Source organism: Rhodanobacter sp. FW510-R10 (assembly GCF_058781105.1).
The window spans coordinates 1,166,739-1,187,928 of record NZ_JBYSWL010000001.1 but is presented as its reverse complement, the minus strand read 5'-3'; the positions used below and the strand labels follow the sequence as shown (position 1 = coordinate 1,187,928).

The following is a 21,190-nucleotide window of genomic DNA, read 5'->3' as shown; positions in this document are numbered from 1 at the left end:
CCAGTCACGCCCCTTGCCCGTGGGTGATTTCGGGGCCTGGCTTGCGCGCCACGATGGCGTAATCCGGCGCGGCGGTCAGCAGGCCGACGATCTTGTTGATCTGGTTCGCGGCGGCGACCTCCTCGCCCACCGGCTGGATATCGAATACGGCGCGATTCTGGGTCAGCCTGTCGATGGCGGCATGCTCGAAGCCGCGGGCTTCGACGATCCACTGGAGCAGCGGTGGCGGAATCGGGTTGCGATGGGTCGGATCCATGTAGAACCAATAAGAACCGACCGTCAGGTTCTCGGGATTGGGCGTTTCCAGGATCAATACGCCACCAGGCCGTAGCACCCGCAACGCCTCATCCACCATCCGGATCAGGACCTCGTACGGCAGGTGTTCGACCAGGTGCATCGAGGTGATCGCCGCGACGGAGTCGCTGTCGAGACCGCGCAAATGCGCCACTGCGTCCTGCTCGGCGACGTCGAAACCCAGGGTACGCGCTTCGCGAACCATGACGGCGTTCAGGTCCACGCCGCGGCAGACATGGCCATGCTCGGACATCACCTCCAGCCATTCGCCGCGCCCGCAGCCGAGGTCGATCACCAGCCCTTCGCCCGGCACGATCCCGGCTTCGGCAAACTTCCCCAGATAGTGCGAGGCACGGGTCTTGATGTCCTCACGGTCACCACGGAAGGTGTCCTCGAACGACACGTAATGCGCGTCCAAGGGCCCGCAGCTCGCGCGACCTTCGCCCGGTATGGCGGGCGCGGGCGCGGCCACGTCGGCCGACTGCCCGCCCGCGCGATCGGCCCAGGCGGCGAATTGCCGCTCGACGGACTGCACGGTGCGCCGATTCCCATCCGCAAGCACCTGTACCGCCGCCAGCCGTTCGGCAAGCGTCATCAGCCGGGCGCCCAGGTCGTGCATGGACTGGCGATCCGCATTCGCAACGTTTACGGCCGCGGACAATTCAGCCTTGAGGCGATGTTCCAGGCCTGCATACTGCGTCAGCACAGAAGTCTGCTGGTGCTGATAGGCCTGCATCGCCTGGCGGTCCGCGTCGGCAGCGGTTGCCGCTGCCGACAAGTCGGCCTTGAGCCGCTGCTCGAGGCTTGCATACGCGTCGGCCTGGTTGGCCCACGCTGATTCGAAGCGCGCGTTACACGCCGCCTCGAGCTGGTCGAGCTGCTCCAACCGCGACTCGATCTGCACCAGCATCGACGCCTGTTGGCGCTGGGAGGCCTGCATCGCCTGGCGATCCGCGTCCGCAGCACTTGCCGCCGCCGACAATTCAGCCTTGACCCGATGTTCGAGGCTTGCGTATGCGCGGAACCGATCCGCCTGTGCGGATTCGAAGCGCGCGGTGAACGCTGCTTCTAGCTGATCGAGCTCCTTCAGTCGGGCCTCGATCTGCGCCGTCATCGCTGCCTGTACCACGAACTGCCGCTGCAACGCGTCGATGCCCTGGGAAAGCACCGGCATCTCATCCGACAGCCTTGCCCCCAGCCGGCGTTGCGATCTGCCAAGAACATCGAGTTGTTCGTCCAGCTGCGCCTGGCGCTTCTCCGCCGCATGGGCCAGTTCGTTGAGCGACCGTCCGAGCTCCTGGCTTTCCTGTGCGCCGACGGCCTCCAGCTTCTGCAGGTGCGCAAACAGCCGGGGAAGACGGAACAGGGCGATACCGGTGGCCAGGAACCATCCCAGTACCGGAATGCGTCGCCACTTGTGCAATTTGTAGGGAAGCAGCAGCCCGTCGACGTGGACCGCATGCCGCATTCCTTCGTCTGAAAACCTGATGGCGCCGAGGACCTCAACCTTGCCCATGACGTTGCCGCGCAACGCCTCCAGATAATGGGCTTTCTCGCTGGCGCTCGCCGGGCGCCGAAGCAGGATCCGGAAAGCATTGTCGACAAATTCGCCATCGGAGGAGCGCAGCATGTCGCCCAGCACATAGGCCTGTTGGATTGGAAGCGGGGCCACCGACGATCGCCAGCGTGGCAGGCAGCCTTCCCCGCGAACCGCGGCGGACGGCCCTGGTGCCGGACCCGGTGCATCACTACGCCGCCGCTTCAGCTCACGGCGGAGCCGCTCCATGATCTCCTCGACACTCAAGGTCGCGGCACTCGCTTTTCCCGCGCGTTCCAATGTACCTTCGTCTGTGGCCCGGGCAGTCTGCAGCGGATCGTGCGTACTGCCGATCAACTCGAGTCGAATGCCCGCCATCAAATTCTCGAGACTCGGCGCGTTTTGCGCTGGGGCGGGTTTATCACCGCGGTTGTCCGGATCGGTAGGGTTCATGGTGCTTCGACCTCAATCGTGGGGTGGGGCCGCGCCTGGCGCAGCAACCCGGGAAAATCAGTTCCGCCCTTCCAGCACATCGCGTTTTCGATGGGCATCTGCATGTGATGCAGCCGGAGCATCAGCGCGCCCAAGTGCAGAAATGGTGATCTCTGGATGTATCCAGGACATCCCTACGAATGCCGTGCGTTGCGTATTGACGACGGTGAATACCAGTGCCAGATCGCGCCACTCGTAGTTGTTCACCAGATGCGTCTCCGTACTCGACAGCGCCACGGAGACGGAGTAGCTGCCGACGCCGAGGTTCATCGGGAATCGCGCGCGAAACTCGAACATTTCACCTGCTTGCGCATCCTCGATGACCTGGTCCGTGTAGAACGAATTGGTGCCGAACACGGCTTGGCCGAGACGGTCGCGGATCATGTAGCCGATCACCAGTCGGGCGAGCGCCGCATCGGCGCGGGCCCGGATGACCAGATCCACCGGATCACCCACGCCGACGAATTCGACGCGCTTGCCCGCAGCATCTTCCAGCCAGATCGCCTCGACCACGGCTTCGCCGGTGCCAGACACCGTGACAGCCGTGCCGTCGTCCTGCCGGGTTTGCCGCACTGTGCTGTTTTCCTTTTCGGCGATGAGCGCATTGTAGAAATCCAACACCTCCTGCGGCAGGCCGTCCGCCACCAGACGGCCATGATCGATCATGACCGCGCGGTCGCACAAAGCCTGCACCGCCGATTTGTCATGGGAAACGATCAGCAGGGTCGTACCCTGGTCGCGGAACTCATGGATCCGCTTGAAACACTTGTGCACGAAATACGCATCGCCGACAGCGAGCGCTTCGTCGACGATGAGGACATCCGGCCTTGCAGCGGTCGCCAGGCTGAAGGCGACACGCATCTGCATGCCGCTCGAATACGTTCGAACCGGCTCGTCGAAATAGGCACCGACTTCGGCAAAAGCCTCGATCTGCGGCAGCAGCGCGCGTATTTCGACTCGCGAGAATCCCATCAGCCCCGCGACGTGTTCGCTGTTTTGCCGGCCAGTCAGATCCGGATCGAACCCCATGCCAAGCTCGAGGATCGCGGCCACGCGGCCACGCGCCCACACACTCCCTTCGGTGGCACCCAGCGTGCCGGTGATGATCTTGAGCAGGGTGCTCTTGCCCGCACCGTTCTGGCCGACGATGCCCAATGCCTCGCCCGCATGCACGGCAAAGCTGATGTTCCGCAGCACCCAATGCTCCTTGACCCGCGACGAGTGCATGCCGAACCAGCTGCCGAACCGGCGCCACTCGCTGCCGTACTCCCTGAAGGACTTGCCGACACCTGTGACTTGCAACACGACCGCACTCACAGCACGTCCACCATGTCGGGGGCGGCCTTGCGGAACAGCAGCAACGAACACCCAAGCAGGATCAGGGCCGCCACCGTGACCACAGCGAGGCCGTTGAGCTCCGGCGCGCGGCCGTACACCAAGGTTTCCTGGTAGGCGGCGACGATCCAGTACATGGGATTGAGGTGCATCGCCGTATGCAGCTTCTCCGGAATGATGGAGACCATGTAGACCACGGGCGTCAGCCAGAACCACAACTGCAACACCACCATCATGAACTGGGCGACGTCGCGGACGAACACGTTCAGCACGCCCATCAGCAGCCCCAGGCCCAGCGAGAACGCCGCGGTCACCAAGGTCAACACGGGCATCCACAACAGCGCGTAAAGCGGGAAGTGCCCTAGCAGTGCGAACACGATCATCATGACGACAAACAGCAGGATGTTGTTCACCAGCGCCGAACCCAGGACGACGATGGGCAGGCACACCCGCGGAAACACGATCTTCTTCAGCAGGCTGCCATTCTCGACGAAGACGGTCAGCGACCGCGTGACGACTTCACTGAACAGCGACCAGGCCTGCATGCCGGCGAGGAGGTAGATCGAGTATGCGTACGGGCTGTCGATACCGGGGAGTTTGGCGATCATGATGCGCGAGAGCACCAGGGAGTAGATCAAGACCTGGGCCAACGGTTGCAGGATCATCCACACCGCGCCCAGCTTGCTGCGGGCGAAGCGCGAGCGCAGGTCGTTCCTGATCGAGGAAACGATGAAGTGGCGATAGCTCCAGATCGCCATCAGCATGCCGTTCATGGCGCTCTCCCCTGCCGATCTACAGCACCGGAATGCGTTGCAGACGCGGGCGGGATACCGGGCCGCGAAGAGCGCGATTCGATTCGCCGGATGAGCTTCTGCGCCGCGACCTGCGGTGACAGGAGGCTGCGGATGTCTCGCGCAGCCCTGCTGCCGATGCCGGCCGCAAACGCGGGATCGTCCACCAGGCGTCGCATCAGCCCAGCCGCATGGTCGACATTGGCCTCAGCCCAATACTGGCCAACATGGTACGGATACTGACCCTCGCCCACGGGCACCAGTTGGTAATCGACCAGGCAGCTGTTGTCGGCTGTCATGAACTCCATGTTTCCCGACCATGCGGTGGCGATCACTGGCTTGCCCAGGCGCATGCATTCGGCCAGCCCAAGGCCGAATCCCTCCGCGCGATGCAGCGACACGTACACATCGACGCAACGCTGCAAGGCGGCGAGGTCCTCGCGGTCGAGGAGCTCGTCGCGGAGGATGATTCGCCCATCGGCGCCCGCGGTGTTGAGCAATCCGCGCAACGCCTCCGGGTGACGGTGACCGTTGCTGGATTTGACCAGCAACTTGACGTTTGGCCGTCGGTCGGCGAACGCGCGCCGGAACGCCTCGATCGCCGCAAATGGATTTTTGCGCGCCAAAAACGAGTTGAAATCGAAGCTGCACAGGAAGATGAAGTCATCGTCTTCCAGCCCAAAATCGGCACGGGTCAGCCCACTGTCCACCGGCTCTCCGACCGGCAACGGAACGATCCACACCGGTTTGTCGGTGACCGCGGCCACCGCACGGCGGACGAACGCGGTCGAGACCATCACTTCGTCCACGCGGTCCAACGCATGCCGCCATGCGTCGGGAAATTTCTCCAGCTCCCAGAACCAGCATGCGATGGTATGCCGGTTACCCAGCCGCTCGCGCCCGATACTGGCCATCGCCTGATCCAGATAATCGGGATTGACGAAAACCAGGTTGACCGCATACGGCGCCTCACTACCGACATATGGATCGAGGCTGCGGTCGTCCATGCCATGCGGCACGTCGATGTCGATGTCGATGATCGCCACCGGATAGCCTTCCGTCAGCAGGGCGCGTGCGTACTGCCGCGCCCCTTCGGCGAGTCCGAACTGGCCGCGGACGTAGGCGAAGATGTTTACGCCAGATGCAGCGGCATGCGCGCTCCTGGCGGTTTCCGCAACTGGCTCGGCCGGCCGCTGCGCGGGATTCCACCCGGCAGTTCGCCTGAACTTGAGTTGCTGATTGGCGCGCGCAGCCAACGCCTCCGACATACGGTTGCGCAACGTTGCAGGGAAGCGGCGATAGAGAACCTTGAGCCAAGGTTGCCGGCGTATCCAGGCCGAGAGGTTCAAGAGCTGGATGCCGATGGCCCTCCTTTGCTTGCGCACGGCGCTCACCTGCTGTGGTCTGTTCGGGGTAGGCTTCGGCCAGCCTCCGCATCGGACGCGAGGTACATCGAAACGTCTAGCGGCCCAAGGCATCAGTGAGTTCGGCCCGCAGGTCCGCAATGTCCTCCACGCCGACTGACAGGCGGATCAGCCCGTCGCTGATGCCAAGGCGACGGCGGTTGGCGGCCGGCACGGACGCATGGGTCATGATGGCAGGCAGCTCGATCAGGCTTTCCACGCCGCCCAGGGATTCGGCCAGGGAGAACAGCCTGCAACGCTCAAGCACGGTGCGCGCGCGCTTCAACCCGCCCTTCACCTCGATGGTGATCAGGCCGCCAAAACCATGCATCTGGCGCTTCGCCAGTGCATGCTGCGGATGGCTCTTGAGGCCGGGGTAGATCACGCGCTGCAGCGTGTCGTTGCGCTCCAGCCATTGCGCGAGGGCCAGCGCGTTGGCGCAGTGCGCCTGCATGCGCAGGTGCAGCGTCTTCAGGCCGCGCATGGCCAGGAACGCATCGAACGGACCGGCAATGCCGCCCACCGAATTCTGCAGGAAGGCCATGCGCTGGGCGAGATCGTCGTCGGCGACCACGACCACGCCGCCAACCATGTCCGAGTGGCCGTTGATGAACTTGGTGGCCGAATGCACCACGATGTCCGCGCCCAGCTCCAGCGGGCGCTGCACGATCGGCGAGGCAAACGTGTTGTCCACCGCCAGCAGCAGGTCGTGCTTGGCGGCAAACTTTGCGACCTTGGCCAGGTCGACCAGCTTGAGCAGCGGGTTGGTGGGCGTCTCGGCCCAGATCATGCGCGTGTTTGGCTTGAGCGCGGCCCTCAACGCCGCCGTGTCGTTCAAGTCGACGAAACTGAAATCCAGCCCCGCCGAACGCCGGCGCACGCGCTCGAACAGGCGGTAGCTGCCGCCGTAGAGATCGTCCATGGCGATCACGTGGCTGCCGCTGTCCAGGAGTTCCAGCACGGTGGCGATCGCCGCCATGCCGGAGCCGAACGCAAATCCGGCCGCCCCGCTTTCCAGGCTGGCCACGCAGCGCTCATAGGCCATGCGCGTGGGGTTCTGCGTGCGCGAATACTCGTAGCCCTTGTGCTTGCCCGGGCTTTCCTGCACGTAGGTGGAAGTCGCGTAGATCGGCGTCATGATGGCGCCGGTGGACGGATCGGGATGTTGCCCGGCATGGATGGCCCGCGTGCCGATACCCAGTGGCGCAGCAGCCTTGCTGACAGGTTTCGTCGTGTTCCTCATCGATATATATGCAACCCGCGCGGGCCGCCTCAGGAGATGGCAAGGACGCCATTCTAGCGGGCGGCCCATGATCGCGTCCGCACCCACGACACCGCCATTCATGCAATGGGCTGGATCATGGCGGCGCCGACCGCCAAAATAGCTGGCCTTGCACCGTGTCCGCTGACCGGACGATGTCCCGCGCGTCACCACTCCCAACTCGGACGATCCTCTGTGACCACTTCCGCCCTCAAGACCCCGACCCTGCTGGTCACCGGCGGCGCTGGCTTCATCGGGGCCAATTTCGTGTTGCAGGCGGTTGCGGACGGCCTGCGCGTGATCAACCTGGACAAGCTGACTTACGCCGGCAACCTGGACACGCTGGCGACCCTGGCCGGCAACGAGCGCCATGTCTTTGTCCATGGCGACATCGGCGACCATACGTTGGTGGCCAGGACCTTGGCCGAACACAGGCCTGACGCCATCGTCAATTTCGCAGCCGAGTCGCATGTGGACCGCTCCATCGATGGTCCGGCCGAGTTTGTCCAGACCAATGTGGTCGGCACGCTGGGTCTGCTCGAATGCGCGCGCGACTACTGGCGCAGCCTGGAAGGTGCAGCCCACGACAGCTTCCGCTTCCTGCATGTGTCGACCGACGAGGTCTACGGCTCGCTGGGCGCCGAGGGCAAGTTCACCGAGACGACACCGTATGCGCCGAACTCGCCGTATTCGGCGTCCAAGGCCGCTTCGGACCATCTGGTGCGGGCATTCCACCACACCTACGGCTTGCCGGTATTGACCACCAACTGCTCGAACAACTACGGGCCGTTCCAGTTTCCCGAGAAACTCATTCCGTTGACCATCGAGAAGGCCCTGGCCGGCGAGCCGCTGCCGGTCTACGGCGATGGCCGCAATATCCGCGACTGGCTGTTCGTCGGCGACCACTGCAGCGCAATCCGCCGCGTGCTCGAAGCCGGCCGGGTCGGCGAAACCTACAACGTGGGCGGCAACGCCGAGCGTGAGAACATCACCGTGGTGAAAACGATCTGTGCACTGCTCGACGCCCGTCGGCCATTGGCCGACGGCCAGCCGCGTGAATCGCTGATCAGCTACGTGAAGGACCGCCCCGGCCACGACCGCCGCTATGCGATCGACGCCAGCAAGCTGCAAGGCGAGCTGGGCTGGCAGCCCACCCATACCTTCGAGAGCGGCATCGCGCAGACCGTGGACTGGTACCTCGACCATCAGCCGTGGGTGCGGCGCGTGCTTGACGGCAGCTACCGCATGGAGCGCCTCGGTTCATGAGCACGACCCAGAAAGGCATCATCCTCGCCGGTGGCTCCGGCACCCGGCTGCATCCGATCACCCGTGCCATCAGCAAGCAGTTGTTGCCGGTGTACGACAAGCCGATGATCTACTACCCGCTGGCCACCTTGATGCTGGCCGGCATCCGCGAGGTCCTGGTGATCAACACGCCGCACGAGCAGGCGATGTTCCAGCGCCTGCTGGGCGACGGCTCGCAGTGGGGCCTGGACATCCGCTACGCCGTGCAGCCCTCGCCGGACGGCCTGGCCCAGGCGTTCACGATCGGCCACGATTTCGTCGACGGCAAGCCCAGTTGCCTGGTGCTGGGTGACAACATCTTCTATGGGCACGGCTTCACCGAACGACTCAAGCGCGCCGCCGCACGCGAGCGCGGCGCCACCGTGTTCGGCTACTGGGTGAAGGATCCGGAACGCTATGGCGTGGCCGAGTTCGATGCCACCGGCAGGGTGATCGGGTTGGAGGAGAAGCCCGCCGCGCCGAAGTCGCACTACGCGGTGACCGGCTTGTATTTCTACGACGGGCGAGTCTGCGATTACGCGGCGGAGCTGAAGCCGTCACCCCGTGGCGAGCTGGAAATCACCGATCTCAACCGCTGCTATCTCGACGACGGCTCGCTGCAGTTGGAGCAGCTCGGCCGCGGCTTCGCCTGGCTCGATACCGGCACGCACGAGTCGCTGATGGAAGCCGGCAACTACATCGAGACGATCGAGAACCGGCAGGGCCTGAAGGTCTGCTGCCCCGAGGAGATCGCCTATGCCAACCACTGGATCGACGACGAGCAGTTGCTGCGCCTGGCGGAGCCGCTGGCCAAGACGGGCTATGGGAAGTACCTGCAGGAACTGGTTCGCGGAGGCCTCTCCCGATGAAAGTGATCAACACCTCCTTGCCAGGCGCGCTGATCCTCGAACCCCAGGTGTTCGGTGATGCCCGTGGCTTTTTCTACGAGAGTTTCAACGAGCGGAAGTTCCGGGAGGCAGGGCTCGAGCTCGATCACTTCGTCCAGTCGAACGTGTCGCGCTCGGCCCGCGGCGTGTTGCGCGGCCTGCACTACCAGTGGCCAAACCCGCAGCGCAAGCTGGTCAACGTGGTGGAAGGCGAGGTCTACGACGTCGCGGTCGACATCCGCCGCGGGTCGCCCACGTTCGGGCAATCGGTCGGCGTGATGCTCACCGCCACCAATCATCGCCACTTCTGGATACCGGAAGGCTTTGCCCACGGCTTCTGTGTGGTATCGGAGTTCGCCACCTTCACCTACCAATGCACCACCCTGTATGACCCCCAGGCCGATGCCGGCATCCGCTGGAACGACGCGGCGCTGGGCATCGACTGGCCGGTCAGTGATCCGCTGCTGTCGGACAAGGACCGCCAGACACCCTTGCTCGCGGACGTGCCGTCCGAACGGCTGCCGGTGTATGAGGCATGAGTACATTTTGCCAAGCTACTTCCTCGGCATCCCCACGAACGCGCTTTCCAGCGGCCGAAGGGCCGGTCAAGCGGGAATCCACCGCTTTGGCCTCGGGCCACCTGAAAGCACTGGATCCCCGCTTTCGCGCACTGCTGTCCGGAACGTTTTCGGAACCGCCTTTGCTTCATCTACGGTATCGTGCCAGGACGCCGAAACCTTACCTGGCGTCATTCCCGCGAAAGCGGGAATCCAGTGCTTTGGCCTTTGCAGACACCTAAAAGCACTGGATCCCCGCTTTCGCGGGGATGACGATGGAGGTTCGGGATTCTGGATAAGACAACGGGGTGACCATCTTTTTTTGAGTCCAGGTTGCGCGTGACAGTCATCCAACCTTGCGTCGCCACGTCTTCGGTGTCGCGGCACGAATTTATTCCGGACAGCAGTGCGCGAAGGCGGGGATCCAGTGACTTCCATGCATACCGACACCGAGACACTGGATGACTCGAGGTGGCCGCCCCTTCGGGGCCGCACTTCATGCGTCCTGCGCGCTTCGCGCTTGTCCCGCTTGCGCGGGAATGACGGTGGCTTTTCGAGGTGTCCATGAAGATCTTGCTGCTTGGCGCCAATGGCCAGTTGGGTCGCACCTTTCTTGAGCAGGGCGGCCTGGCCACTCGCGGCGAACTGGTCAGCGCCAGCCGCGACGGTGTACTGGCTGTTGGTGGACGAGGCGAAATCGCTGACCTGTCGGCGCCCGAGTCGCTGCGCGCCTTGCTCGACCGGGTGCGGCCGACCCTGGTGGTGAATGCCGCGGCCTACACCGCCGTCGATCGCGCCGAGCAGGAAGAGGCGCTGGCTACCCGTGTCAATGGCGAGGCGGTCGGCGTGATCGGGCGCTGGGCCGCAGACCATGGCGCTTTGGTTATCCACTACTCCACCGATTACGTCTTCGACGGGCGCCAGCCGTGGCCCTACAAGGTGGATGCGCCGACCGCGCCATTGGGGGCGTACGGCCGCAGCAAGCTGGCCGGCGAACAGGCACTGCGAGGCAGTGGCGCCGACCACCTCATCTTCCGCACGGCCTGGGTCTATGCCGCGCACGGCCACAATTTCATGCGCACCATGCTGCGCGCGGGCGCCGAGCGCGACGAGCTGCGCGTCGTGGTCGACCAGCACGGCACGCCCACCGACACTGGCCTGATCGTGGCCGCCAGTCTCGCCGCGCTTGATTGCTGGCAGCGGGCGGGCTCGCCGCAACGCAAGCAGCTCGGTGGCACGCACCACCTGGTCGCCAGCGGCGCCACCACCTGGTATGGCTTTGCCAACGCGATCTTCGCCGAGGCGCAGGCCCTGGGCCTGGTCACGCGCGCGCCGCGCGTGCTGCCCATCGCCAGCGCCGACTACCCCACGCCAGCCCAACGCCCGGCCTGGTCGCTGCTCGACAACCGCGGCTTCCAGCAGCGCTTTGCCTACCCGCTGCCTGACTGGCGACAACGCCTGCCTACGGTGCTGCGCGCCCTTCGCGATACCATGGACGCATCATGAACATGCAGAACACCTTGACCGTGCAGCAGCGAAACCGTCATTCCCGCGAAAGCGGGAATCCAGTGCTTGTGAGGCTGGCAACGAACATGCAAAAGCATCTGGATTCCCGCTTTCGCGGGAATGACGAGGCGTGGGATGCCGAGTGGCCGGATGCACCAGATGGCCGGCTTCGCTGTCTTGAGGCGCCTCCCGCTTTCGCGGGAATGACGGATGAGAAGGCTTCCCCAGGATTCCCGGGCCCGCGACATGCACACGCCCGCCCGCGGTGCATCCACCCCACCAGGAGTGTCATTTCATGCTGATCCCCTTGATCCTGAGTGGCGGCAGCGGCACGCGGCTTTGGCCAGTATCGCGCAAGGACTTTCCCAAGCAATTCCTGCCCCTGGCCGGCGAGGAGACGTTGTTCCAGCAGACCCTCGCGCGTACCCGGCAGTTGCCGGACGTCGCCGCACCCATCGTGGTGGCCAGCGAGAATCACCGGTTCCTCGCTGCCGACCAGTTGCTTCGGGCTGGCATCGAGGGCGCGGCGATCATGCTCGAGCCGTTTGCGCGCAATACGGCCCCAGCCATCGCGCTGGGTGCCTTGCAGGCCTTGCAGCGTGATCCCGAAGCGCTGTTGCTGGTGCTGCCGGCCGACCACTTGATCGGTGACACCAGGGCATTCGTCGAGGCGGTGACTCGAGCGATATCGCTTGCCGCAAACGACTGGCTGGTCACCTTCGGCATCCGCCCGGATCGGCCAGACACCGGCTTCGGCTACATCCGGCGTGCCGAGGCAATCGACGATCACGGCTATCGGGTCGGCCAGTTTGTCGAGAAACCAGACCTGGCCACGGCCCAGTCGTATCTTGCCGACGGTGGCTACGACTGGAACTCGGGCATGTTCCTGTTCAAGGCCTCCACTTATCTGGATGAGCTCGACGCGCACGCACCGCAGATGCTGGCCGCGGCGCGCACGGCCTTTGCGAAGGCCAGCGCCGACCTGGACTTCGTGCGCATCGACCGGGAGGCCTTCGCGCAGGCCCCCGACAAGTCCATCGACTATGCGGTGATGGAAAAGACCCGACGCGCCGCCGTGATCCCGGTGGGCTGCGGGTGGAGCGACATTGGTTCATGGTCGGCGCTGTGGTTCGCCGGCGACAAGGACGCCGAGGGCAATCGACGGGAAGGCGACACCTTGGCGGTGGACACGCGCAACTCACTGCTGCGCTCGCACGACCGCCATCTGCTCGCAACCGTCGGCGTCGACGACCTGATCGTGGTGACCACGCCGGATGCCACCCTGGTCGCGCATCGCGATGCCGCGCAGGACGTGAAGAAGATCGTCGAGCAACTGAAGGCCGCCGGGCGCAGCGAGTACGAGCTGCACCGCCTGGTGCACCGGCCCTGGGGCACCTACGACTCGCTGGAGCAGGGTCCGCGCTTCCAGGTCAAGCGCATCGTGGTCAAGCCCGGCGCCGTGCTCAGCCTGCAGAAGCACCACCATCGCGCCGAGCACTGGATCGTGGTTTCCGGCACCGCCGAGGTCACCTGCGACGACAAGGTTTTCCTGCTGCCGGAGAACCAGAGCACCTATATCCCACTGGGCAGCCGGCACCGTCTGCGCAACCCCGGCAAGCTGCCGCTGGAGCTCATCGAGGTGCAGTCCGGCAGCTATCTCGGCGAAGACGACATCGTCCGCTACGACGACGCCTACGGCCGCGCCTGAGCCCGCCCCGGCGCGCGGCAGCGAAACGCATCGCCCGAGCGGCAACCTGCGCCGCAGGCTCCGTCAGCCGATGGTGGCCTGGCGCGTGATTTCGCCCATGCGGCCGGAGCGGTAATCCTCGAAGGCCTGGCGCAGCTCGGCCTCGTTGCTCATCACGAACGGACCATGGCGCACCACCGGTTCGTTGAGCGGCTAGCCAGCCAGCAGCAAGGCCCGTGCGGGACCGCTGCCGAGAGTTCAAGAGCCTGGATTCCCGCTTGACCAGCCTTCGGCTGTTGAAGAGCGCCTCGCGGGAATGACGACGGAGAGGAGGAATGACGCCGGAGGGGGCATGGCCGCCTGCCCACGCGCCGGGCGGCTGGAGGTCCCGACAAGCTGCCGGTCAGGCTGGCCCCTGGTCACCGAGCACGGCCAGCGGGTCGGCCTCACCGGACTCGGCAACGCGCGACAATACGTACATCGCACCGGCGAGCCCAGTCATCAGGCCGGCGCTGAAGCCGCCATTGGGGACGCCGCAGGGCCACGTCCACGGGTCCGATCCAAGCCGATCGAGCGCTTGCGCCGCCAGCCAACGTGCCGCTTCGAGATGGCTGGCCTCCCCCAGGGCGTGATGCGCGGCGGCCAACAACAGCAAGCTGCCGCCGAGGCCGTGACATAGGGTCAGGCCTGCCGCCGGATAGTCGTCCAGCTCCTGGGACACCGCACTGGTTGCCGCCTGCAGCGCCGACGTGGCTTCGGCAATGAGCGCCGGGTGCGGGTCCAGCCGGAACAACGCCAGCCGGGAAATGCCGATCCCGGTCGCGCCGTGGCACCAGAATGCCGGACAGGTGAGGGCTGCCCCGGACGCCGCTTGCGTGGTTACCCGCAGATCCGGCCAATTATTCTCCAGGCGCTGAAACCAGCTGCGTTCATAGCGACGCGCGCCATCGGCGGCCGCCAGGAAACGGGCGTCGCCGGTGGCGGCGGCGAGCGCCCCCATGGACCAGGCGATACCTGCCGCGCCATGGGCGAGGCCGCACAGTTCGCCGCCGTCAAAGGCCGCAAGCGGCCAACCCCAACCCCAGGGATGACGATTGGCGGTGGCGAGCAAGTGCTCGCCATGCGTGCGTGCCGCCGTTCGCCAGCGCTCGGCGCCCGTCAGTTCGGCCACGCGCAACAGGGCCAGGATGATGCCCGCGCTCCCGCCAATCAGGTCGACCTCCGTTGGCGGGGCGGCAGCGACTTGCCCGAGGACGTCCAGCCCACCGGCACATAATTTCCGGTCACCTGCGCGCGTGCCCACCTCGAATGCCGCCAGGCCAATGCCGGCCAAGCCATCGAACAGTCCCATGGCCGCCGACGCGTCACGGCTGGCGAGAGCATGGCGTGCGGCGCCGAGGGCTACGTTAGCCAGATCATCGCGACCCAGCGCGCAGGCGACCGACCATGCCGCCATCGCGATGCCGGCACTGCCGTCGTACAGCGTGACCTGTCCCGTCGAGTAGATGGCGTTGTCACTCTCGTCGGTGCTGCCGGCAGCGACTCCCAGCCACGTCGATGTCCCGCCAACCACCATCGCCGTCTCCACCAGCACGTCGGCCGCACGCCCGGCACACGCGCGCAACGGCGTCGTATCGATGGCGTTCACGCGCTTTCCCATGGCAGCAGCCGGTCCATTTCCCGCGCCCATGGCCGTTCCAGGCTGATCCCGTCGGCCGCGAATCTGGCGCGGACGCCCTGCACGCCACCATCCGCCCCCTCCGCCACCAACCGGCAACGATGCGTACCAAAACTTTCATCGCCTCCCGGATCGACAGCCGCGGCCAATCCCCGCACCACGGGCAACGTCAGCGACGGCACGTCGCCCAACTCGCCATCGCTGCAGGATTCCATCAACGCGACGATCTGCGTTCCATGGCGCTTGAGCGCGCCGGGCACCAGGTACGCGATGACGGCATCGGCACGAGCGTACTGCGCCGGGTCCGTGGCGCACTTCAGCATCCATGGCGATGTCTCGTTTGCGAGCATGCCGGTGAGAGCCCCGACCAGGTCAGGAAGAACGCTGATGCCGGCGGCGAAATACAGGCGGACGGTGCCACGTGGCGCGCGCGCCCAGGACCACGCGGGCCCGGCCGCGCGCCACCATCCGTCGCGTGGCTCGACGCGGTCCCGCCGTGTCACTGCCGACACCACGTCGCCAGGCCGCGGGAGCAAACCGCGTCGCGTGGCCGGGGCATAATCGCTGAGCTCCAGCAGGCACACGTTGCTGCCACGACGCACGATGGCCTGCCCGCGCGAGCCGACGTGCTCTACCCGCCACCCGTCCTCCCAGACCCGATAACCGGCGTGTGCCGTACGCAACATCTCCACCAGGTCCGGTGGACATCCGGGCGGCACGGTAAAGCCGGGGCGTGCCCGGACGTACCAGTGCGCGTACAGCACTTCGGCGCGCGAGACGGGGTCGCTGCAACCACTGGCCGACAGCAGTTCAAGCGCATCCTCGACCGACGCGGTGACGTCGGCGCTGGCCGCTACAGCGCACACGCGGCCGCCGGCGCCGGCAGGGATGCGAGCCGACCGGCGAGCTCGACCGCCTTCGCGAGCACGCGGGGCGCGCCGGCCGCCGCATCAGGGGAATCATGGCCCATGGCGGCCAGTTGCGTCGCCGTCTGCGCCAGGCGCGCCGCCGTCGCCGCCGCAAGCTCCGGCAGTGACGGGCTGAATTCGGCCCCGGCAGCGGCGCGGTGCGCTGCCAGCGCTGGCTCGGCCAATTGCGCGACGTACGCCGCATCCACCATTTCGCAATCGCCCTGGATGCACGCGGGAACCAACAAACCGTCGACGATCCCGGCCAGATCCCAGGCCGGCGGTCCCAGGCCCGCCAGTTCCCAGTCCACGAAAAGCATGCGATCGGGAGCCACCAGGATGTTGTCGAACTTGATGTCGCCATGGATCATCGCGCGTGGCACCCAGGTTGCGTCCACGCTCGCGATCGTCGCGAGCAGCTGGGGGCATTGCCGGAGTGTGTCGACCAGCCGACTCGCCGGGGCATTGTCGAGGGCGATGACCGGTACGCGGCCCGCAGGGACGTCCAGGACCCACGGCCGCCGGGTCGCCAGCCGCTGCAGTCCATGACGGGCCCGGTGCAGGACCCCCAACATGCGCCCGACCTCGGCAATCAGGCCCTCGCCCGCGTTTGCATCCGCTGCAAGCGCAGCGTGCAGCGACACGGCGCCGGGCAACCACTGACTGACGACCGCCGAGTCGCCAGCCACCGCCAGCAGTGGCGCGGGGGCCAGGCGCGCCGTCTCGGCTGACATGCCCAGCCATTCGTAGGCGGCAAGTTCAGCCGGGACGGGATCCACGCCGTCGCGGGCAATCGTACCGCCCTTGACCACGATCTCCGGACAACCATCGAGGCATACCAGACCCACCGGGTTCGAGCGCGACAAATCGGTGACCGTGATCCGCCCATCGCGCGCCGCGTCCGCGTCGATCACGCCCTCATCCACCAGGCGGCGCACCAGCTTGGCGAGCTGGGCGCCGCGCAAGGCGCAGTTCATTCTTCCTCAGGCTGCTCGGCGCGATCGAGCGCATCCAGGGCGGTGTAGTAACCCAGCCAAAACGCCTCATCGGTCGGGTCCACTCCGGGGCTGCCATACAGCTGGTCCAGCGCGCCGGCACCGCCCTCGCCCGCCGACGAGGGCCCGAGTGGCCCCGGTCCAGTGCCGGGACCCCGCCCCGGCCCGCATGCCAGGGACACGGGCGGGCAAGCGCGGGTCGGCACCGGGCACACCTTCGTCTTGATCAGGCATATGGCGGGCGTCGTCAGGATGCGGCAGATCTCGGGTCTGGTGGCAATCTGGCAAATCACGGTGTTGGTCCTGACCATGCAGACGATCGGCTTGGTGACGATCGGCTCGCAAATGATCGGCCTGGTCACCCACTTGAGCGTCTTCACGCACAGATCCACGTTCAACTCGTCGAGTGCAAATTGAATGGGATTGGCATAGGTCGCCACATTGCTGCCGCCGAACAAAAGCCCGACGACTTTGTTGGCGCCATCCACCACGACCGAGCCCGAGTCACCATGGTCGCTGAACATGGCGCTCTGGGACGTGTCCGGCGTGATACGGATCTGGTTTTTGAGCGTGTGGTTGCCGAGGCCGTCGCCGTAATTGATCGTCACGCTGGCGTCGACCGAGTTGACCGTTCCATAGGTCAATCCGGTGGTCCGACCGCGTTTGCGCACCGCCGAGTTGAGCACCGCCGCGGCCTGGCCCTTCACGGCGCCGATTTCCTCGATCGAGCAGTCGGTGGTCCGTCCGGACTGCAGTGTCACCACGGCGCCGTCGACGTGGGTGCTCAGGGTCGCCCGGGTCAAGGTGCCGAAGGTGTCCCCTGGACAGGACCCCCCATCCACCCGGCTCGGCTGGCATTGGGCGTTGCCCACTGCCCAGGTACTGTCGACGCAGGCCACGTGAAAGTTGGTCAGCGCCATTTGTGCCTTGGTGGTCCGGTCGGTGACCAATGCCCCGAGGGTACCGGCGAAGATGTAGTCACCCGGGCTGGGAACATCGGGTGGATCCAGGTGCACCGAGCGGCACGGCCCCATGCTGATGCCGCCATGCAACGTGGCGTATTTGGTGGCATCGACCAGCGGGGTCACCTCGGCCAGTGCGACCCTTGCCGCCGCCTGCAATTCGATCTTTTCTTCCTTGACGTCAGTCGGGATGCCTTCGATCGTGGCCGGAATCATTTCACCGGCGCGCAGCTTGCCCTTGGGCTTCTTCTCTTTGACATACACCACGATGGACAGCTCGCCCGTCGGCTTGCCGTCGGACACCTTCTCGTTGATGTCCACGCCCACGACTCCAGGGCGTGCCAGCAATTCGTCCTCGATACGTTGCTTAACCGGCCGGATCTCGGCGTGCGTCAGCTTCTTGGCAGGCATGATGGTCGATCCTCTTCAGTGGTGGCCCGTTCGGGCCTGAAGTTCCTGCGGATGCGTCCTGGCCGATTGCCGCCCCGTGCATGGGCACGGCGCGGCATCCGCGACCAGCCAAGGGACCGGTTCGCGGCGTGTTGGCGCGGCGATGCTGCATCCGCGTTTTCGGTGATGGTCACGTGCCGGCGCGCGCCACCGGGGTCGGTGAAAATACGCGCCGTCTCCGCCAAGGTCACGTCACGAAGCGTGACGCATCGTTACGCCGCGTCGCGGCCCGACGCAGCGCTTTGCCGAACGGGTCGGGACACCGCACCCAACCACTCCAGGCACTGCCGTCATTGCGCCCGCAACGCCGTTCTTCACGCCGTCATGAAGCGCGCCGTGGCATCATTCCAGCCAGCCCAAGGCCGAGGCCACTACGGTGGGATGGGCGACGGACATGACGCGACCGGCGACCACATGCCGGTTCGGCAAGTTCACTCTGGAGCGGTCGAAACGTCGGCTGCTGTGCGACGGCGTGCCGGTGGAATTGGAAGATCGGGTCCTCGACCTGATCCTGGTACTGCTGGACAACCGCGAGCGCGCGATGGATCGGCGGGAGATCGTCGATGCCTTGTGGGGCAAGCGGCCCGTCGGCGATACCACGCTGCGTCAACTGCTGTACAAGGCACGCCGTGTGCTCGGTGATGATGGGGCACAGCAAACCATCATCCGTACCCTGCATGGGCGCGGCGTACAGTGGGTGGCGCCAGTCGCGCCGCCGCCTGACTTCTGGGTGGCATCCACGGTGCCCGGGAGTACCGCGCCGGAAGCAGAACGGACGCTGACCTCGGGCTTGGGGGCCACGCTCTCGGTCGTCTGGCAGACGCAGAAAATCACCCTCGGCGAGCGTGCGCCCACGCCGATTTGTGCGGCCACGGCACCGACCACAGGCGTGAAACCGCCAGTGCCCGCGCGGTATCACACAACGTGGGGCATGACCGTGGCGTTGCTGGTGCTCGCGTCGCTCACGACGTTCGGCGTGCTGTGGTTGCGACCGGTGGCGTTTGCCCCAACGAGCGCGAGATCCCCAGGATCCCTCACCGCCCTTGGAACCACCGAACCAGTCGTGCTGGTGGTGCTGCCATTTGCCAACCTGGGCCCGGAACCGGATACGCGTGACCTGGGCGATGGCCTGAGCGACGAACTGATCAATCGCCTTGGCGCCTATCCCGGAATGCACGTCGCCGCGCGAACCTCAACCCTGGTATTCCGCGAGCAACCGCTGGACCTGCGCGCGGCAGCCGGCAAGCTTGGTGCAACCAGCATCCTCGAAGGCAGCGTGCAACGCGCCGGCGATTGCTGGCGGGTGCGCATCGCGCTGATCGATGCAAGGGATGGATACGTGGTTTGGAGCGCCAAATATGCTCCACCACACGACAACCTGATGACGCTCGAAGACGCCATCGCGGACGACGTCGTCAACCAGTTGCTGCCGCGCTTGCATCCCCGTGTGGCCATGGCGCCGCCAACGCGCACCCGGGCGAGTCAGGCTGCGGGCATGTTCGAATCGGGGTCCGCCCTCATGGCGTCGACAGCAGTTGCAGCCACTGGTACAGCGCGAGCAGCGTCACCAGCAATACCGGCGGGGTCAGCAACAGGCCAAGCCTCATGTACTGGCCCCAACTGATGCGGTAGCCCTTGCCAGCCAGCACGTGCAGCCAGAGCAGGGTGGCCAGGCTGCCGATCGGGGTGAGCTTGGGGCCGAGGTCGTTGCCGATCACGCTGGCATACAGCATCAGCTCGCGCGTCGCGGCCGGCACTTGGGCGTGACCGATCGCCAGCGCCGAGACCAGGGTGGATGGCAGGTTGTTCATCACTGATGCGAGGGCCGCGGCGAGGAAGCCCGTACCGACCGTGGCCACCAGCGCACCGCGCGCCGCCAACCACTCCAAGGCACCGGCGGCCAGCCCGGTCAGCCCCGCGTTGCCCAGCCCGTAGACCACCACGTACATGCCCAGCGAAAACAGCACGATCTGCCACGGCGCCTGGCGCAGGACCCGCGCCACCGGCACCACCGCCCCGCGGCCGCGCCGCCACCAGCGCCCGGCAATCGCCAGGAGCACGGCAGCCGCCGCGCCGGTCAGCAGGGCCACCGGCACCCCGAGCGGCGCAGTGACGAAATAGGCCACGAGCAGGGTCGCCAGCAGGGGAAAGGCCGCACGAAACACCAGGACGTCCTTGATCGCGGCGTGCGGCGCATCGAGCCGGGCCACTTCGTAACGCCGGGGAATGCAGTGATGGAACGCCAGCCATAGGACGACCAGCGTCGCCGCCAAGGCCACCAGGTCGACCGGCAGCATCACTGCCGCATAGCGGCCAAAGCCCACGGCGAAATAATTGGCCGTGACCAGGTTGACCAGGTTGGAGACCACCAGCGGCAGGCTGGTGGCGTCAGCCACGAAACCAGTGGCAACGATGAAGGCCAGCGCCGCCGCCGGCGGGAACTCCAGCCGCGCAAGCAGGGCGATCACGATCGGGGTGAGCAGCAAGGCTGCGCCGTCGTTGGCAAAAAACGCCGCCACCACCGCGCCCAGCACCACCACCAGCGGAAACAACGCCTGCCCGCGGCCACCGCCCCAGCGCCCCACGTGCAAGGCTGCCCAGGCGAAGAAGCCGGCTTCGTCCAGGATCACCGAGATGACGATGAGCGCGACAAAGGTGAATGTGGCGTCCCACACGATGTGCCACACCACGCCGACATCGGCCCAGCTCACCACCCCGACCGCGAGCGCCACGGCCGCGCCAGCCAGCGCGCTCCAGCCAATGCCGAGGCCCCGCGGCTGCCAGACCACCAGGATCAGCGTCCCCACCAGGATGGCCAGCGCCGGCCACATCGCGCCGGGTTCAACGAGCATGGGTCGCTTCCAGGCGCCGCGCCACGGCAGCGTCCGCGGCATGCCCCGCACCGCGCCGACGACGTCCATCCTTCGACCCATACGCAGCGCGGCAGTTCATACGAATCACTCGATGTGCTGAGTAATTTTACCCAATGAACCGGGCCATCTGCACCGGACGACGCCGACCGCCACCAGGACCGGGCCATCGAGCCATCGAGCCACTTGCGCAGCGCTGCGCCTGGCCGGGCATCACGACGCTCGGAGCAAGCGCGCGTCCAAACCGAGTGCTGGGCCGCTGATCACAGCAGCACGATTACCAATGACAGCCT

General features: G+C 66.0%; 16 protein-coding genes and 1 pseudogene. 6 read left to right on the top strand and 11 right to left on the bottom strand.

Annotation, left to right across the window (positions count from 1 at the left end; genetic code table 11):
* Positions 1-4 precede the first annotated feature (4 nt).
* The 5 genes from AC3WJB_RS04960 to AC3WJB_RS04940 form a co-directional block, all read right to left on the bottom strand.
* Positions 5-1,966 carry a class I SAM-dependent methyltransferase gene (locus AC3WJB_RS04960; protein ID WP_492679298.1) on the bottom strand — a complete coding sequence of 654 codons (1,962 nt, stop codon included), beginning with the start codon at positions 1,964-1,966 and terminating at the stop codon, positions 5-7.
* 375 nt (positions 1,967-2,341) lie between these two features.
* Complete coding sequence (locus tag AC3WJB_RS04955; protein WP_492683074.1) at positions 2,342-3,640, bottom strand: ABC transporter ATP-binding protein; 1,299 nt, start codon at positions 3,638-3,640, stop codon at positions 2,342-2,344.
* A complete protein-coding gene (locus AC3WJB_RS04950; RefSeq protein WP_492679296.1) occupies positions 3,637-4,431 on the bottom strand; it encodes an ABC transporter permease in 795 nt (264 codons plus the stop codon). Before AC3WJB_RS04950 ends, AC3WJB_RS04955 begins: the two co-directional genes overlap by 4 nt.
* Positions 4,428-5,834, bottom strand: a complete 1,407-nt coding sequence (locus AC3WJB_RS04945) for a glycosyltransferase family 4 protein (RefSeq protein WP_492679294.1) — start codon at positions 5,832-5,834, stop codon at positions 4,428-4,430. The genes AC3WJB_RS04950 and AC3WJB_RS04945 overlap by 4 nt, the downstream gene beginning before the upstream one ends.
* A 76-nt stretch (positions 5,835-5,910) precedes the next feature.
* Entirely contained in the window at positions 5,911-7,095 is a 1,185-nt protein-coding gene (locus AC3WJB_RS04940; RefSeq protein ID WP_492679292.1) for a trans-sulfuration enzyme family protein, read from the bottom strand.
* Between the two features lie 213 nt (positions 7,096-7,308).
* Between AC3WJB_RS04940 and rfbB the strand changes: the two genes are divergently transcribed.
* The 5 genes from rfbB to AC3WJB_RS04915 all read left to right on the top strand — a co-directional run bounded on the left by rfbB (position 7,309) and on the right by AC3WJB_RS04915 (position 13,055).
* Positions 7,309-8,379 carry a dTDP-glucose 4,6-dehydratase gene (gene rfbB / locus AC3WJB_RS04935; protein WP_492679290.1) on the top strand — a complete coding sequence of 357 codons (1,071 nt, stop codon included), beginning with the start codon at positions 7,309-7,311 and terminating at the stop codon, positions 8,377-8,379.
* Positions 8,376-9,266, top strand: coding sequence for a glucose-1-phosphate thymidylyltransferase RfbA (gene rfbA / locus AC3WJB_RS04930; protein ID WP_492679288.1), 891 nt, complete (start codon positions 8,376-8,378; stop codon positions 9,264-9,266). Before rfbB ends, rfbA begins: the two co-directional genes overlap by 4 nt.
* A complete protein-coding gene (gene rfbC / locus AC3WJB_RS04925) occupies positions 9,263-9,823 on the top strand; it encodes a dTDP-4-dehydrorhamnose 3,5-epimerase (protein WP_492679286.1) in 561 nt (186 codons plus the stop codon). The genes rfbA and rfbC overlap by 4 nt, the downstream gene beginning before the upstream one ends.
* Before the next feature lie 582 nt (positions 9,824-10,405).
* On the top strand, positions 10,406-11,347 hold the full coding sequence (gene rfbD / locus AC3WJB_RS04920) for a dTDP-4-dehydrorhamnose reductase (RefSeq protein ID WP_492679284.1): 942 nt from the start codon (positions 10,406-10,408) through the stop codon (positions 11,345-11,347).
* A gap of 295 nt (positions 11,348-11,642) precedes the next feature.
* Positions 11,643-13,055: a mannose-1-phosphate guanylyltransferase/mannose-6-phosphate isomerase gene (locus AC3WJB_RS04915; RefSeq protein ID WP_492679282.1), complete on the top strand. Its 1,413-nt coding sequence runs from the start codon at positions 11,643-11,645 to the stop codon at positions 13,053-13,055.
* Positions 13,056-13,118: 63 nt separating this feature from the next.
* Here AC3WJB_RS04915 and AC3WJB_RS04910 read toward each other — a convergent pair.
* The 5 genes and pseudogenes from AC3WJB_RS04910 to AC3WJB_RS04890 form a co-directional block, all read right to left on the bottom strand.
* A pseudogene (locus AC3WJB_RS04910) lies at positions 13,119-13,265 on the bottom strand (pirin-like C-terminal cupin domain-containing protein); the annotation flags it as partial.
* Between the two features lie 172 nt (positions 13,266-13,437).
* A complete protein-coding gene (locus AC3WJB_RS04905; protein WP_492679280.1) occupies positions 13,438-14,682 on the bottom strand; it encodes a lanthionine synthetase LanC family protein in 1,245 nt (414 codons plus the stop codon).
* Positions 14,679-15,578 carry a T3SS effector HopA1 family protein gene (locus AC3WJB_RS04900; protein WP_492679278.1) on the bottom strand — a complete coding sequence of 300 codons (900 nt, stop codon included), beginning with the start codon at positions 15,576-15,578 and terminating at the stop codon, positions 14,679-14,681. The genes AC3WJB_RS04905 and AC3WJB_RS04900 overlap by 4 nt, the downstream gene beginning before the upstream one ends.
* Positions 15,566-16,597, bottom strand: coding sequence for a phosphotransferase family protein (locus tag AC3WJB_RS04895; protein WP_492679276.1), 1,032 nt, complete (start codon positions 16,595-16,597; stop codon positions 15,566-15,568). Before AC3WJB_RS04895 ends, AC3WJB_RS04900 begins: the two co-directional genes overlap by 13 nt.
* The gene (locus AC3WJB_RS04890; protein ID WP_492679274.1) at positions 16,594-17,988 is read right to left on the bottom strand and encodes a chymotrypsin family serine protease; all 1,395 of its coding nucleotides are present in this window, start codon (positions 17,986-17,988) and stop codon (positions 16,594-16,596) included. Before AC3WJB_RS04890 ends, AC3WJB_RS04895 begins: the two co-directional genes overlap by 4 nt.
* A gap of 433 nt (positions 17,989-18,421) precedes the next feature.
* On the opposite strand from AC3WJB_RS04890, the gene AC3WJB_RS04885 reads away from it, so the two are divergent.
* A complete protein-coding gene (locus AC3WJB_RS04885) occupies positions 18,422-19,651 on the top strand; it encodes a winged helix-turn-helix domain-containing protein (RefSeq protein WP_492679272.1) in 1,230 nt (409 codons plus the stop codon).
* Here the strand turns inward: AC3WJB_RS04885 and AC3WJB_RS04880 are convergent.
* Entirely contained in the window at positions 19,545-20,879 is a 1,335-nt protein-coding gene (locus AC3WJB_RS04880; RefSeq protein ID WP_492679270.1) for an arsenic transporter, read from the bottom strand. The genes AC3WJB_RS04885 and AC3WJB_RS04880 overlap by 107 nt on opposite strands.
* Positions 20,880-21,190 lie beyond the last annotated feature (311 nt).

Excerpts from the sequence above, each read along its gene's own strand:
- rfbD (WP_492679284.1), top strand. The coding sequence starts at position 10,406 with ATGAAGATCTTGCTGCTTGGCGCCAATGGCCAGTTGGGTCGCACCTTT.
- rfbA (WP_492679288.1), top strand. The coding sequence starts at position 8,376 with ATGAGCACGACCCAGAAAGGCATCATCCTCGCCGGTGGCTCCGGCACC.
- AC3WJB_RS04885 (WP_492679272.1), top strand. The coding sequence starts at position 18,422 with ATGACGCGACCGGCGACCACATGCCGGTTCGGCAAGTTCACTCTGGAG.
- AC3WJB_RS04915 (WP_492679282.1), top strand. The coding sequence starts at position 11,643 with ATGCTGATCCCCTTGATCCTGAGTGGCGGCAGCGGCACGCGGCTTTGG.
- AC3WJB_RS04950 (WP_492679296.1), bottom strand. The coding sequence starts at position 4,431 with ATGAACGGCATGCTGATGGCGATCTGGAGCTATCGCCACTTCATCGTT.
- AC3WJB_RS04940 (WP_492679292.1), bottom strand. The coding sequence starts at position 7,095 with ATGAGGAACACGACGAAACCTGTCAGCAAGGCTGCTGCGCCACTGGGT.
- rfbC (WP_492679286.1), top strand. The coding sequence starts at position 9,263 with ATGAAAGTGATCAACACCTCCTTGCCAGGCGCGCTGATCCTCGAACCC.
- AC3WJB_RS04880 (WP_492679270.1), bottom strand. The coding sequence starts at position 20,879 with ATGCTCGTTGAACCCGGCGCGATGTGGCCGGCGCTGGCCATCCTGGTG.
- AC3WJB_RS04890 (WP_492679274.1), bottom strand. The coding sequence starts at position 17,988 with ATGCCTGCCAAGAAGCTGACGCACGCCGAGATCCGGCCGGTTAAGCAA.
- AC3WJB_RS04895 (WP_492679276.1), bottom strand. The coding sequence starts at position 16,597 with ATGAACTGCGCCTTGCGCGGCGCCCAGCTCGCCAAGCTGGTGCGCCGC.